Source organism: Stackebrandtia sp., from assembly GCF_035643755.1.
Classification (GTDB): domain Bacteria; phylum Actinomycetota; class Actinomycetes; order Mycobacteriales; family Micromonosporaceae; genus Stackebrandtia.
Genome location: NZ_DASQPW010000200.1, coordinates 23,575 through 36,809, shown reverse-complemented (window position 1 = coordinate 36,809; position 13,235 = coordinate 23,575). Strand labels below are relative to the sequence as shown.

The 13,235-nt window shown below is 68.7% G+C and carries 12 protein-coding genes and 1 pseudogene; 4 read left to right on the top strand and 9 right to left on the bottom strand.

Features of this window, described 5'->3' with window-relative positions:
- The coding region (locus VE172_RS15610; RefSeq protein ID WP_324802851.1) for a low temperature requirement protein A at nucleotides 1–951 on the bottom strand (951 nt) is incomplete at its 3' end.
- A 75-nt stretch (nucleotides 952–1,026) separates the two neighbouring features.
- Between VE172_RS15610 and VE172_RS15605 the strand changes: the two genes are divergently transcribed.
- Nucleotides 1,027–1,245, top strand: coding sequence for a DUF397 domain-containing protein (locus VE172_RS15605; protein WP_324802850.1), 219 nt, complete (start codon nucleotides 1,027–1,029; stop codon nucleotides 1,243–1,245).
- Between the two features lie 205 nt (nucleotides 1,246–1,450).
- Nucleotides 1,451–1,588 (top strand): hypothetical protein, encoded by a 138-nt coding sequence (locus tag VE172_RS15600; RefSeq protein ID WP_324802848.1) that lies wholly within the window; start codon nucleotides 1,451–1,453, stop codon nucleotides 1,586–1,588.
- A gap of 309 nt (nucleotides 1,589–1,897) precedes the next feature.
- Here VE172_RS15600 and VE172_RS15595 read toward each other — a convergent pair whose 3' ends face one another.
- Nucleotides 1,898–2,704 (bottom strand): helix-turn-helix transcriptional regulator, encoded by an 807-nt coding sequence (locus VE172_RS15595; protein WP_324802846.1) that lies wholly within the window; start codon nucleotides 2,702–2,704, stop codon nucleotides 1,898–1,900.
- Between the two features lie 140 nt (nucleotides 2,705–2,844).
- Here VE172_RS15595 and VE172_RS15590 point away from each other — a divergent pair, with 140 nt between their 5' ends.
- Together VE172_RS15590 and VE172_RS15585 are read left to right on the top strand one after the other, a co-directional pair.
- Nucleotides 2,845–3,573: an SDR family oxidoreductase gene (locus VE172_RS15590; protein ID WP_324802845.1), complete on the top strand. Its 729-nt coding sequence runs from the start codon at nucleotides 2,845–2,847 to the stop codon at nucleotides 3,571–3,573.
- A 166-nt stretch (nucleotides 3,574–3,739) separates the two neighbouring features.
- A complete protein-coding gene (locus VE172_RS15585) occupies nucleotides 3,740–4,957 on the top strand; it encodes an ATP-binding protein (RefSeq protein WP_324802844.1) in 1,218 nt (405 codons plus the stop codon).
- A 17-nt stretch (nucleotides 4,958–4,974) separates the two neighbouring features.
- Here the strand turns inward: VE172_RS15585 and VE172_RS15580 are convergent.
- The 7 genes and pseudogenes from VE172_RS15580 to VE172_RS15550 form a co-directional block, all read right to left on the bottom strand.
- A pseudogene (locus VE172_RS15580) lies at nucleotides 4,975–5,646 on the bottom strand (response regulator); the annotation flags it as partial.
- The gene (locus tag VE172_RS15575; protein ID WP_324802843.1) at nucleotides 5,643–8,216 is read right to left on the bottom strand and encodes a DUF4118 domain-containing protein; all 2,574 of its coding nucleotides are present in this window, start codon (nucleotides 8,214–8,216) and stop codon (nucleotides 5,643–5,645) included. The pseudogene VE172_RS15580 and the gene VE172_RS15575, both read right to left, overlap by 4 nt.
- 47 nt (nucleotides 8,217–8,263) lie before the next feature.
- Complete coding sequence (locus tag VE172_RS15570; RefSeq protein ID WP_324802842.1) at nucleotides 8,264–9,196, bottom strand: potassium-transporting ATPase subunit C; 933 nt, start codon at nucleotides 9,194–9,196, stop codon at nucleotides 8,264–8,266.
- Nucleotides 9,193–11,331 carry a potassium-transporting ATPase subunit KdpB gene (gene kdpB, locus VE172_RS15565; RefSeq protein ID WP_324802841.1) on the bottom strand — a complete coding sequence of 713 codons (2,139 nt, stop codon included), beginning with the start codon at nucleotides 11,329–11,331 and terminating at the stop codon, nucleotides 9,193–9,195. Before kdpB ends, VE172_RS15570 begins: the two co-directional genes overlap by 4 nt.
- Nucleotides 11,332–11,343: 12 nt before the next feature.
- Complete coding sequence (gene kdpA / locus VE172_RS15560) at nucleotides 11,344–13,005, bottom strand: potassium-transporting ATPase subunit KdpA (protein WP_324802840.1); 1,662 nt, start codon at nucleotides 13,003–13,005, stop codon at nucleotides 11,344–11,346.
- Nucleotides 13,005–13,094, bottom strand: a complete 90-nt coding sequence (gene kdpF / locus VE172_RS15555) for a K(+)-transporting ATPase subunit F (protein WP_324802839.1) — start codon at nucleotides 13,092–13,094, stop codon at nucleotides 13,005–13,007. The genes kdpA and kdpF overlap by 1 nt, the downstream gene beginning before the upstream one ends.
- The gene (locus VE172_RS15550) at nucleotides 13,091–13,228 is read right to left on the bottom strand and encodes a hypothetical protein (RefSeq protein WP_324802838.1); all 138 of its coding nucleotides are present in this window, start codon (nucleotides 13,226–13,228) and stop codon (nucleotides 13,091–13,093) included. The genes kdpF and VE172_RS15550 overlap by 4 nt, the downstream gene beginning before the upstream one ends.
- Between the last annotated feature and the right edge of the window lie 7 nt (nucleotides 13,229–13,235).

Genomic DNA, 13,235 nt, shown 5'->3' with positions numbered 1-13,235 from the left:
GCGGAACATCCGCCACCGCGTGTACCCGAACGTCGCCAGGTACAGGGCGCACCCGCCGACCAGCAACCCCGCCAGCCCCGCCGACAACGGCTCCCCGGGATGCGCCACCACCGCCCCGAAACCCACGGTCGTGGCGATGATCCCCGCGATGAACGACAAGTGCCCGTACGACAACACGTGCCGCACCACGTCGATCTGCACCTGCGCCGTGGCCACCGCGTGCCGAATCGCGCTCGACGCGAAATGGAAGTACACCCACCACAGCCCCGCCGCCAGACCGAACGCCAACCCCACCGCCACCAGGCGCGCCGCGTTCATCTGGTGCGTCGCCGAGGCCGACAGCCCGATCGCCACCACCGACTCGCCCAGGGCGATGATCACGAGCAGCCCGAACCGCTCCGCCAGGTGCCCCGCGTCAAAGTTCAGCCGCGACAACCTGCGCCGAAACAGCGTCGGCGTCGCCAGGTCCACCACGGCCGCCACCGCCCACACCGCGACCCGCGCCCCGGGCGGCAGCATCCCGCCCACCAGCAACAGCGGCCCCGTCACGAACGCCCCCACCGAGTACTGGCCGCCGAACACGTGCGCGTCCCTGAACATCAACAGCGCCAACAACACCCGCGCCACGAAGTACGCCGCCCCGAACCACACCCCGAGCGCCCCGAAGACGTCGGGCACGGCCATGGCCATCACCAACCCGCACAACCCCACCCCGAACATGCCGACCCGATCCACCGGCCGATCCGCGTCCCGCAGGTTCGCGTACACCGACGTCCCCACCCACGCCCAGTAGATCGGCACGAACACCAACAGCGCCCGACCCAGCCCCGCCCACCCGTAGTCGTGGTGCAACAACCCCGACACCTGCGTCACCGCGAACACGAAGACCAGGTCGAAGAACAGCTCGCCAAAGGTGACGCGCTTTTCGGCGTCGACGGCCACGGTGCTCATGGGGGAACCTTTCGGGGGTGGGCGCGCCCGACAGTAGCCGATTCCGCCCCCTGACTACCGCCTAGAGTGGATCGCATGACAGCCACGCCCGACCCCGAAACCCCCGGCCCCGCCGACGAGGACGGCGAGTACGTCCAGTACGTCGCGATGCGGGACTCCAAGCTCCCCACCGACGGCGACTTCCCCATGCTCGAGGTGGAGGCCCACGAATGGATGGGCATGATCCGCGACATCAAATCGGGCGTGATCCCCAACCCCCACGAGGGCGCCTGCCCGCCCCCGCCCGAGGAATAACCTCGCGCGGCGAACGGAGGACGCCACGATCAGCGCCGAACAGGCGACGGCCCCCGCCACCGACAACACGCTGATCGCCTTGCCCACGTTGAGAAACCAGCCGATCCCGCGACCGTCGTCGAACAACGCGGTCGTCGCCGACAGCCGCTCGGGCAGGCCATCCAGGTATCCATAGGACAACACCGCCCACAGGGCCAGTCCGAGGGTGACAACCCCCGCGGCGACGCCGACGAACCTCACGGCCCGCGCCGCCATGACCGCGACCCCCACCAAGCAGGTGACGGCTACGACATCGCCGGGCGCGATGCGGGTGGCCGACGCGACGAACGTGTCCGAGGCGTAGCAGGCGTTGAAGTTGTCCTCGATGCCCGAGCCCGGCAGGCATTGCCGCGAAAACTCGGCCGCCATCGCGTTGCCGACCACGAACTCGGCGACCACGCGCGCGACGAACGCGACGCCGACCACCAAAGCCACCACGGCCGCCGCCCTTGTCGAGGCGGGTCGGGTGTACGCCGCGGTCTCGGGGGTCTGGGTTCGGGTCACGTCCATCGTTTCGGTTGGCGCCAAAGGATTCGCCATCGTACAGCGCCGTCTTGCCGTGGTGGACGAACGCGACCCGCCGACCCGCGCCATCACCGCCCAGGAGATCGGTCTAGGCCAGTCGGCCCAGCGCGCGATGATCCGCGCTGTCGGGTGGCGCCTGATAGACCACGAGGCGCTGACCCGTGGACGTCACGGTGAGGGTCTGCGAGTCGACGGTGAAGTCGCCGACGTCGGGATGGTGAAAGGTCTTGGTCTTCGGCGTCCACGCCGCCACGTCGTACCGCCGCCACAACCGCGCGAAGTCCACACTGGCCTCGCTCAGCTCGGCGACGAGCGCCGCCACGTCGGCGGCCTCGGGCTCGGCGGTCAGCACGGTCCTCAAGTGAGCGACGTTGGACGCCGCCGACCCCTCCCAGTCGCCGAACAGCTTCTCCGCCGCGGGGTGAGTGAACAGGTAGCGAACGGTGTTGCGCCGTTCGGCGGGCCAATCCGTCAGCCCGGGCAGCATGGCCAGCCCCTCGGGGTTCGCCGCGTGCACGTCGCTGACTCGACTGAGCAGGTAGGACGGGGCGGGGCGCACCGTCGCCAACAGCTGAAGCAACCCGGGGTCCACCTCGACGGTGCCCGTCGCGACGTGGGCGAACCGCCGCGCCCCCGCCAACGCGGCCAGGTGCGCGTGCTCCTCGTCCGTCAGCCCCAACGCCCCCGCCAACGCCCGCAGCACCGACGCGCTCGGCCGCGTCTCGCGGCCCTGTTCCAGCCGCGCGTAGTAATCCACGCTCACCCCCGCCAGTGTCGCCAGCTCCTCCCGCCGCAACCCTGGCGTGCGACGCCGCCGCCGCAGCGGCATCCCGTGCTCGGCGGGGTCCGCCCGCTGCCGCCGTGCCCGCAAGAACGCGCCCAACTCGCTGGTCATCCGCCCATGCTGCCACGGCCATCCCGTCCGCCCCGCCGCCAGCGACCCGTCGCGCGGTCGGTGACGCCCATCATGGGTGCGCCACTGCCTGGAACATCGCGCCCTGCACAAGGCCCGTCGCGCCGCCGACCATCGATGTCATGACCCACTTCAAAGGCCAGCGCATCCTCATCATCGGCGGCAGCTCGGGAATCGGCTTCGCCGCGGCGCGACGGCTGCGGGACGCGGGCGCCCACGTCATCGTCGCGGGCCGCACCCCCGCCAAGCTCGCCGCCGCGGCCACGCGCCTGGGCGCCCACGACGTCTCCACGGCCCTCGCCGACATCGGCGACGAGGCCTCCGTCGCGTCCCTCCTGGCCGACGTCCCACCCCTCGACCACGTCATCGTCACCGCGGTCGACGGCTCCAACGCCTACATGCCACTATCCGACATGGACATTCCCACGGCCCAACGGGTCCTGGCCACCAAGGTCCTCGGCCCCCTCATCCTCGCCAAACACGCCACCCCCCGCCTGCCCACCCACGGCACCCTCACCTTCACGGCCGGCTTCAACTCCCACCGACCCGCCCCGGGCGGCGCCGCCATCGCCGCCTCCAACGGCGCCCTCGAGGCCCTCACCCGCGCCCTGTCCCTCGAACTCGCCCCCGTCCGCGTCAACGCCGTCTCCCCAGGCTGGGTCGACACCGAAATCTGGGACGCCATCGCGGGAACCACCAAGCATGAGCGCCACGCGGCCATGTCCGACCGCCTCCCCATCGGCCGCATCGGCACCCCCGACGAGGTCGCCCAGGTCTTCGAGATGGTGCTGCGCAACGGATACCTCACGGGCTCCGTCATCCACGCCGACGGCGGGCAGCGGTTGGTGTAGAGAGGGTCGTCACGCAGGGTGTCGTCGTGTAATATCCGCAGCAAAATCTCGGAAATTCCGAAATTTAATCACGGAATTTCCGCAATAATGGCACGGAGGATTGACCTTGCCGACTGACTCTGACGCTCTCATCACCAGGCATCTCACGGACACAGTCGCCCAACGGATGAACGAATCACCCGTTGTCGTGTTGACGGGTATTCGCACGGTCGGCAAGAGCACCATGCTGCATGCGTGTGCGCGCCACCACGGTGTCGACGTCACCGATCTCGATGACCGCGCGACGTTGGCCCAGGTGACCGCGGACCCAGGAATTTTCGTCGCGGGACGCCCCGAACCCGTGTGCATCGATGAATTTCAACATGCGCCCGACCTGTTGTACGCCATCAAATCCGAGCTCAACCACGATTTCCGCTTTGGACGGTATCTGTTGACGGGGTCCACCAGATACACCATGCTTCCTCGGGCGGCTGAGGCCCTCACGGGGCGGGCACACATCATGACGATTTGGCCACTGTCCCAAGGGGAGCTCATCGGGCATCGTGAAACCTTTATCGATACGGTGATGACGAACCCCGAAAGACTGCGCGAGCGGCCCACCAGCGGCACGACCCGCGATCAGTACACGCACAAGATCCTGACTGGTGGCATGCCGATCGCTCTGAGCGCTCCGAGCGACTCTGCCCGTGGACGATACTTCGATGACCTCGTCGAGCTGATAGTGCTACGGGACGTGCTCGACATCCGTCGCATACGTCAGCGAGGGGTCCTTCAGAACCTGACGCGAATCCTGGCCGCCCGCACTGGCCAGATACTGAATGTCGCCGACATCGCCAACACGCTCGGACAAGAGGCTCGAAATCTGTATGACTATGTAAACCTGCTTGAGTCGGTGTTTCTGGTGCACCGCTTGGAACCATTCGGACGCACCTTGGGCGCGCGGATCGCCAAGTCTCCGAAGGTCCATTTTGTAGACAGCGGGCTCGCGGCTCATCTGTTGGGCGTGAATCGGCGCAAGCTGGCGTTGCGCAAATCATCCACATTGTCCGAGTTCGGTCATGTTGTCGAAACCTTCGCGGTCAACGAAATGCTCAAACAGTCGGGTTGGTCGGATACCGACGTCACTTTCAGCCACTTTAGGACTCACACCCAACGAGAGGTGGATCTGGTGATGGAGGCCCGAGACGGAAGCGTGGCGGGCATCGAGGTTAAGGCGTCAGGCACGGTGAGCGATTCAGACTTCGCGGGTCTGCGCCTGATGCGGGACAAACTGGGGGACGACTTCGTCGCTGGCGTCGTTGTCAACCTGGGACAGCGCACATATCGATACGACGACCGCCTGTACGTGGCGGCGATGGACCAGTTGTGGCAGCCCAACGCCTGAGCCATCTCACTCGTTAACGGCCGATACCGATACCCCATCCCGGGCTCCGTGATCAGATGCGCGGGGCGGGACGGGTTTTCCTCCAGCTTGCGGCGGAGTTGGGCCATGTATTGGCGCAGGTAGTTGGTTTCGCGGTCGTAGGCGGGGCCCCAGACGGAGTGGAGGAGCTGGCGTTGGCTGACGAGCTTGCCGGGGTTGCGCAGCAGGATCTCCAGGAGCTGCCATTCGGTGGGGGTGAGGCGGATCTTGTTGTCGCCGTTGACGATGGTGTGGGTGGACAGGTCGACCTCGGATCGTCCTATGGTGATCTTGGGGATGGCGTCGCCCGCGGGGCGGCGGCGGGTGACGGCGCGGACGCGGGCCAGGAGCTCGCCGATGTCGAAGGGTTTGGTGACGTAGTCGTCGGCGCCCGCGTCGAGGGCGCGGACCTTGTCGGTGCTGGTCGCGCGGCCCGATAGGACCAGGATCGGGACGCGGGTCCAGCCGCGCAGGCCCTCGATGACCTCGTAGCCGTCGATGTCGGGCAGGCCGAGGTCGAGGATGACCAGGTCGGGGGAGGAGTCGGCGGCGGCGCGCAGGGCGGAGGAGCCGTCGGGGGCGACCGCGACCTCGTAGCCGTGGGCCGTGAGGTTGATGCGCATGGCGCGCAGGATCTGGGGCTCGTCGTCGACGACCAGGATCTTGGTCACGTGTCCTCCTCGACATAGCGCGGCGCGCGGTCCATGTCGATGTCCATGAGGGACTGGGGGAGGGTGAGGACCATGGTGAGGCCGCCGCCGGGGGTGGCCTCGGGGGTGAGGGTGCCCGACATGGCCTCGGCGAGGCCGCGGGACAGCGCCAGGCCGAGGCCGACGCCGCTGGAGTTGTCGCGGTCGCCGAGGCGCTGGAAGGGGGTGAAGATCTGTTCGTAGTCGATGTCGGAGACGCCGGGGCCGTAGTCGACGACGCGCAGTTCGACGTGGTCGCCGTGGGCGCTGGCCGTCACCAGCGGGGGTCGGCCGCGGGGGCTGAAGCGCAGGGCGTTGCCGACCACGTTGACGATGATGCGTTCGAGCAGGCCGGGGTCGGCGCTCACCTCGGGGAGGTGCTCGGCGATGTGGATCTTGACCGACTTGGCGGGCGGGCCGAGCTCGTCGAGCGCGGGGGGAACGACGTCCTCGAGGCCGAGCGGGATCGGATGGGCGCCAAGGGAACCGGCCTGGAGGCGGCTCATGTCGAGGAGGTTGGCGACCAGGCGGGACAGCTTGTCGAGGGACTCGTCGGCCGTGATGAGCAGCTCGGCGCGCTCGGACTCGGTGAACTGGGCGGCGTCGTCGCGCAGGCCCGCCACCGACGCCTTCGCGGACGCCAGGGGGGTGCGCAGGTCGTGGGACACGGCCGCCAGCAGCGCCGTTCGCATCTTGTCGGCCTCGGCGAGGGGGAGCATCGCCGCGGCCTGGGCGGCGAGGCGTTCCTGGCGCAGCGCCACGGCGGCCTGGACCGCGAAGGCCTCGACGATGCGGCGGTCGGAGGCGTCCAGGGGGCGGCCCTTCAACGCCAGGGTGAGGTCGTCGTTGATCGGGATGTCGGTGTCGGCGTCGGACGGGGAGGTGGACGCCTCGCCGGCGGCGGCCACGGCGTGCCAGTCGTAGGGGTCGTGCCTCTCGTTGGGGCCGACGCCGCTTTGGCGACGCTCCAGAAGGGTCACCGACATCAGGCCGAAGGTGCCTTTGATCTGGCCGAGCAGCGCCGCCATCGGGTTGTCGCCGCGCAGCACGCTGCCGGCGATGGTGGCCAGCGTCTGGGCCTCGGCGGTGGCGCGGGCGGCCTGGCGGGTGCGGTGGGCCAGGATGTTGACCACAATGGCCCCGGCGAGGCCGAGACCCGTGAAGATCGTCAGGGCCAGCAGGTTCTCGCGTTCGGTGACGGTGAAGGTGTGGATCGGGTCAATGAAGAAGTAATTCACCATCGTGAATCCGCCCACGGCGGCCAGCAGGGCGGGCCAGATGCCGCCGGTGAGCGCGATGCCCATCACCGCCGACAGCACGATGAGCATGATGCTGCCCGTGGAGAGGTTGTCGCGCAACGGAATCAGCGCCACGATCAGCGCCGGGAGCCCGATCAACGTGGCGGCGAACGCCACGACGCGCCGGGCCGTGCTCAGCAAGGACTTCCCGGGGCGCGCCCACTGTCCCCTCGCGACCTTCTCGTGGGTCACCAGGTGCACGTCGATGGAGCCGGAGCGGGCGGCCGTGGACACACCCACCCCTGTGGACAGCATCTGGGCGAAGCGGCCCCGCCGCGACGCGCCGAGCACCAGCTGGGTGGCGTTGACGCCGCGCGCGAAGTCCAGCAGCGCGTCGGGGATGTTGTCGCCCACCACCTGGTGAAACGTGCCGCCCATGCTCTCCACCAGCAGCCGCTGCCGGGCCAGGTTCCCGGCGTGGCTCGCGCTGGCCAGGCCGTCGCCGCCGGCCACGTACACCGCCCGCAGGTCGGCGCCGCCGGAGCGGGCCGCGATGCGTTTGGCGCGGCGGATCAGGGTGTCGCCCTCGGGCCCTCCCGACAGCGCCACCACCACGCGCTCCTTGGACTCCCAGGTGTCGCGGATGTCCTTGTCCTGCCGGTATTTCGACAGCTGGTCCTCGACCTTGTCGGCCAGCCACAAAAGCGCGATCTCGCGCAGCGCCGTCAGGTTGCCGACCCGGAAGTAGTTGGACAGCGACGCGTCGATCTTCTCGGGCGGGTAGACGTTGCCGTGCGCCATCCGGCGCCGCAGCGCCTCCGGAGTCATGTCGACCAGCTCCACCTGGTCGGCGCGGCGCACCACCTCGTCGGGCACCGTCTCGCGCTGCGGCACGCCCGTGATCTCGGTGACCACGTCGTTGAGCGACTCCAGGTGCTGGACGTTGACCGTCGTGACCACGCCGATCCCGGCGTCCAGCAGCAGATCGATGTCCTCCCAACGCTTCTGGTTCGCGGTACCGGGCACATTGGAGTGCGCCAGCTCGTCGACCACCACCAGCTCGGGACGCCGCCGCCTCACGGCGTCCACATCGAACTCCTCGAACGCGCTGCCCCGGTAGGTCACGGTCTGGCGCGGCACGACCTCCAGCCCGTCCAGCAGCGCGGCCGTGGCCTCGCGGCCGTGGGTCTCCACGAAGCCGACGACCACGTCGGTGCCGCGCTCGGCGCGCCGATGCGCCTCTTCGAGCGCGGCGTAGGTCTTGCCGACTCCGGGGGCGGCCCCGAGATAGATGCGCAGATGACCGCGAGACATAGCCACCAGCCTCCCTCATCGACGAAGAAGTCGCCCCGGTAGCCCGGCTATTTCTTGACGGGGTGTCGCTTGTCGAGCGCCACATTCAACTCCAGCACGTTGACGCTCGGCTCGCCCATGAAGCCCAGGAATCGCCCGGTGGTGTACTCGCCCACCAGTTCGCGCACCGCCGCGCGGGTCATGCCGCGCTCGTGCGCCACCCGCCTGACCTGTAGCTCGGCGTACCGCGGCGAGACGTCGGGGTCGAGGCCGGAGGCGCTTCCCGCCACCGCGTCGGGCGGGATCGGGCTGTGGCCGGGGGCGTGGCCGCGGATCGGGGTGACGATGGCCCTGGAGTAGTCCGCGCCGTACCTCGCGCAGGTCACCTTCACGCCCCGGTAGGTCTCGCGGAACGGCTCCTTGATCGTCCCGCACTCCTCGTTGAGGCTCACCACCCGCGTCACCTCGCCGGTGAGCCCGCCCGAGCGGTACACGCCCAGCACCGCGCCGACGGCGTTGTCGCCGCTACGGGCGCAGTACGGGCGGGAGCCGTCCACGCCCTCGGTCCGGCCGATGTCGAAGCTGCGGCGGCACACCTGGGTGAGCAGCGCCCGGGAGGCGTTGTCGTCGCGGTCCCAGCCCTTCTTCGGGTCGGGCAGGGTGTCGACGACGCTTTCGGGGCCCAGATTGGACGCCGCGGTGGTCATCGGGTCGTAGGGTTGGCCGGTGTCGGCGTTGACGGCGGCCGAGGGACGCGACTGGAAGTACCGCGGCAGCGGGTTTCCGGCGCGGTCGGCGAAGGACTGTCCAATCTCGGACGAGCCGATGACCTTGCCGTCGGCGCCGGTGATCAGCGAACCGTCCGCATTGTCCTTCAGGCCCGGTAGCTGTCCGATCAGGACCATCCCGAGAGGGTAGGCGAGCCCGAGGACGACGGTGAGGACCAGCAGCGCGCGCAGCGCCGCCAGGTGCGAGGAGATCCAGTGAGGTGTGCGACTCATGATGCGATTCCCGGAATCAAGGCGATAAGTAGGTCGATGAGTTTGATGCCGATGAACGGGGTGATGATCCCGCCCAGGCCGTAGATCAGCAGGTTGCGGCGCAGCAGGGCCGAGGCGCCGCCGGGCTTGTACGCGACACCCTTGAGCGCCAAGGGAATCAGCGCGACGATGATGATCGCGTTGAAGATCACCGCCGAGATGATCGCCGAGGTCGGGCTGGCCAGGCGCATGACGTTCAGCGCGTCCAGGCCGGGGTACACGGCGGCGAACATCGCCGGGATGATCGCGAAGTACTTGGCGATGTCGTTGGCGATGGAGAACGTCGTCAGCGCGCCCCGGGTCATCAGCAGCTGCTTGCCGATCGCCACGATCTCGATGAGCTTGGTGGGGTCGGAATCCAGGTCCACCATGTTCCCGGCCTCCTTGGCCGCGGACGTCCCGGTGTTCATGGCGACGCCCACGTCCGCCTGCGCCAGCGCGGGCGCGTCGTTGGTGCCGTCGCCGGTCATGGCGACCATCCGGCCGCCCTCCTGCTCCTTCTTGATCAGGGCCAGCTTGTCCTCGGGCGTGGCCTCGGCGAGGAAGTCGTCGACGCCGGCCTCGGCGGCGATCGCCTTGGCGGTCAGCGGGTTGTCACCGGTGATCATCACCGTGCGGATTCCCATCTGGCGCAGGCGATCGAAGCGTTCCCGCATGCCCTCCTTGACGACGTCCTTGAGGTGGATGACGCCCAATACGACGGCGGGGTGGCCCTGGCGGTGCTCGGCGACCACCAGCGGCGTGCCGCCGGCGTTGCTGATGTCGTCCACCAGGGAGGTGGCGTTCGCCGCCTCGCCGCCGTTGTCGGTGGCCCAGGCGATGACCGCACCCGCCGCGCCCTTGCGGATGCGGTGCGTGCCTTCGGTCTCGTCAAGATCCACACCGGACATTCGCGTCTGCGCGGTGAACGCGATCCAGGCGGCGTGCCTCAATTCGCCCGCGTCGCGTTCCCGAAGACCGAACGCCTCCTTGGCGTACACCACGATGGAGCGACCCTCCGGGGTCTCGTCGGCCAGCGACGACAGCTGCGCGGCGTCGGCCAGGTGCGATGCGGCCACGCCGTCCATCGCGACGAAGTCCGAGGCGCGGCGGTTGCCGTAGGTGACGGTGCCGGTCTTGTCCAGCAGCAACGTATTGATGTCACCCGCGGCCTCCACGGCGCGTCCCGACATCGCCATCACGTTGCGCTGGACGAGGCGGTCCATGCCCGCGATGCCGATGGCGCTCAACAGGGCCCCGATGGTGGTCGGGATGAGACACACCAGAAGGGACACCAGGACGACCCCGGTGACGCCGTTCCCGTCGATCACCGCGGTGTCGCGGGCGGCGGCCATGTACTCCTTGGAGAAGATCGCCACGGGCTGCATGGTCGCCACCGCCAACAGGAAGATGACCGTCATCGCCGCCAGCAGGATGTTCAGGGCGATCTCGTTGGGCGTCTTGCGGCGCGCGGAGCCCTCGACGAGTGCGATCATCCTGTCCAGGAAGGACTTTCCCGGCTCGGCGGTGATCCGCACGACCACCCAGTCGCTCAGCACCCTGGTGCCGCCCATCACCGCGCAGCGGTCGCCGCCGGACTCCCGGATCACCGGCGCCGATTCGCCGGTGATGGCGGATTCGTCCACGCTGGCGATGCCGGTGACGACGTCCCCGTCGCCGGGGATGGTCTGGCCCGCCAGCACCAGGACGTGGTCGCCGCGCTTCAGGTCGGGCGCCGGGATCCGCGTGGTGGCCGCGTCGGGACGCTCGATCCGCGGGTCCTGGTCGACGAGTCTGTGCGCGATGGTGTCCGTTTTCGCCTTGCGCAGGCTGTCGGCCTGGGCCTTTCCGCGTCCCTCGGCGATCGCCTCGGCGGCGTTGGCGAACAGCACCGTCAACCACAGCCACGCCGTGATGATCCACGCGAAGAGGCTCGGGTCGACGACGGCCAGCACCGTGGTGAACGCCGCACCGATCTCCACGATGAGCATCACGGGATTGCGCCACAGCGTGCGCGGGTCGAGCTTGCGCAGCGCGTCCGGAATGGACTTCACCCACTGCCTGGGGTCAAGCAATCCGTTGCGGGGCTTGGGAGCGACCGTTGCCAGGTTTGACATTGACGACATCTCCTACATCAGGCCCTCGGCCAGCGGGCCGAGCGCCAGGACGGGCAGGAAGGTCAACGCGACCAGGATGACGGTCACGCCGACGACCATGCCGACGAACAGTGGTTTGTGGGTGGGGAACGTTCCCGCCGACACGGGCACCGGCTTCTGTCTCGCCAGGGACCCGGCCAGCGCCAGCACCAGGATGATCGGCAGGAACCGTCCAAAGAGCATGCACAGCCCGAGCGCGGTGTTGAACCACGGCGTGTCGGCGCCGAGGCCCGCGAAGGCCGAACCGTTGTTGTTGGACGCGGAAGTGAAGGCGTACAACATTTCCGACATGCCGTGCGGCCCGACGTTGTACATCGCCGACTGGTTGAACGGTACGGCGATCGAGACCGCCAGTCCCAAGAGGACCAGCGCGGGCGTCACGAGGAAGTACATCGATGCGAGCTTGATCTCGCGGGCACCGATCTTCTTGCCCAGGTATTCGGGCGTGCGCCCCACCATCAGCCCGGCCACGAAGACCGTGATGACGGCGAGGATCAACATGCCGTACAGGCCCGAACCGGTGCCGCCCGGCGCCACCTCGCCGAGCATCATGTTCAGCATCGCGACGCCGCCGCCCAGCGCGGTATACGAGTCGTGGAACGAGTCCACCGCCCCGGTCGACGTCAACGTCGTGACCGCGGCGAAGATCGAGGAGTCGGGAACGCCGAAGCGGACGTCGCGTCCCTCCATGGCCGCGCCGATCGCCTGCGGGACCGTGCCGTTGGCCAGGTTCTCCAGCCCGAACAGCAGGCAGACGCTGACCAGCGCCATGACGCCCATCGCCGCGGTGATCGCGTAGCCCTGCCGCTTGTCGCCGACCAGGCGGCCGAAGGCGCGCGGCAGCGAGAACGGGACGCACAGGATCAGGAACACCTCGAGGAAGTTCGTCCAGCTGGTGGGGTTTTCGAAGGGGTGGGCGGAGTTGACGTTGTAGAAGCCGCCGCCGTTGGTGCCCAGTTCCTTGATGGCCTCCTGGCTGGCGACGGGCCCGCCCGCGAGGTGCTGCGCGACGCCGTTGAGGGCGTGGGCGGTGGTGTCGGTGTAGAGGTTCTGGGCGGCGCCGCCGGCGATCAGGACGATCGCGGCGACCACGCTGATGGGCAGCAGCACCCACAGGGTGATGCGGGTGAGGTCCACCCAGAAGTTGCCCAGCCGGTCGGTGACCTTGCGGGCGAAGCCGCGCACCAGCACCACGGCCACGGCGATCCCCACCGCCGCCGACACGAAGTTCTGCACCGCCAGCCCGGACATCTGCACCAGGTGGCCCATCGTGGACTCCCCCGAGTACGCCTGCCAGTTGGTGTTGGTGGTGAAGCTGACGGCGGTGTTCCAGGCGACGCCCGGCTCCACGCCTCCGAAGCCGTTGCTCAGCGGCAACAGGTGCTGCAAGCGTTGCAGCCCATACAGAAACAGGATGCTGATCAGGGAGAAGGCCAGGACGCTTCGCGCGTAGCCGCCCCAGCTTTGCTCCACATCGGACTTGACGCCGACCAGTCGGTAGACGACGCGCTCGGCGGCGCGGTCGTTCCTTCGGGTGACGACCCGATAGATGTAGTCGCCCAGCGGCCTGTGGACGGCCGCCAGGGCGGCGATCAGGGCGCCGATGAAGACGATTCCCGCGGTGGTCGACGACATCAGAACTTCTCCGGGAACAACAGGGCCGCCACGAGGAACGCGGCCAGGGCGACGGCGACGATCCCGCCGACGACATTGGCGGTGCTCACAGCTTCTCCACCGCCCTCACCACGAGCGCCAGCAGCGCGAAGCCGACGACGGTCAGGGCCACGAAGGCCAGGTCGGACATTGACTCTCCTCGGTAGTCACGGACGCGCGATCCGCATCGCGCAAGGAGAGTCAACGTCGGG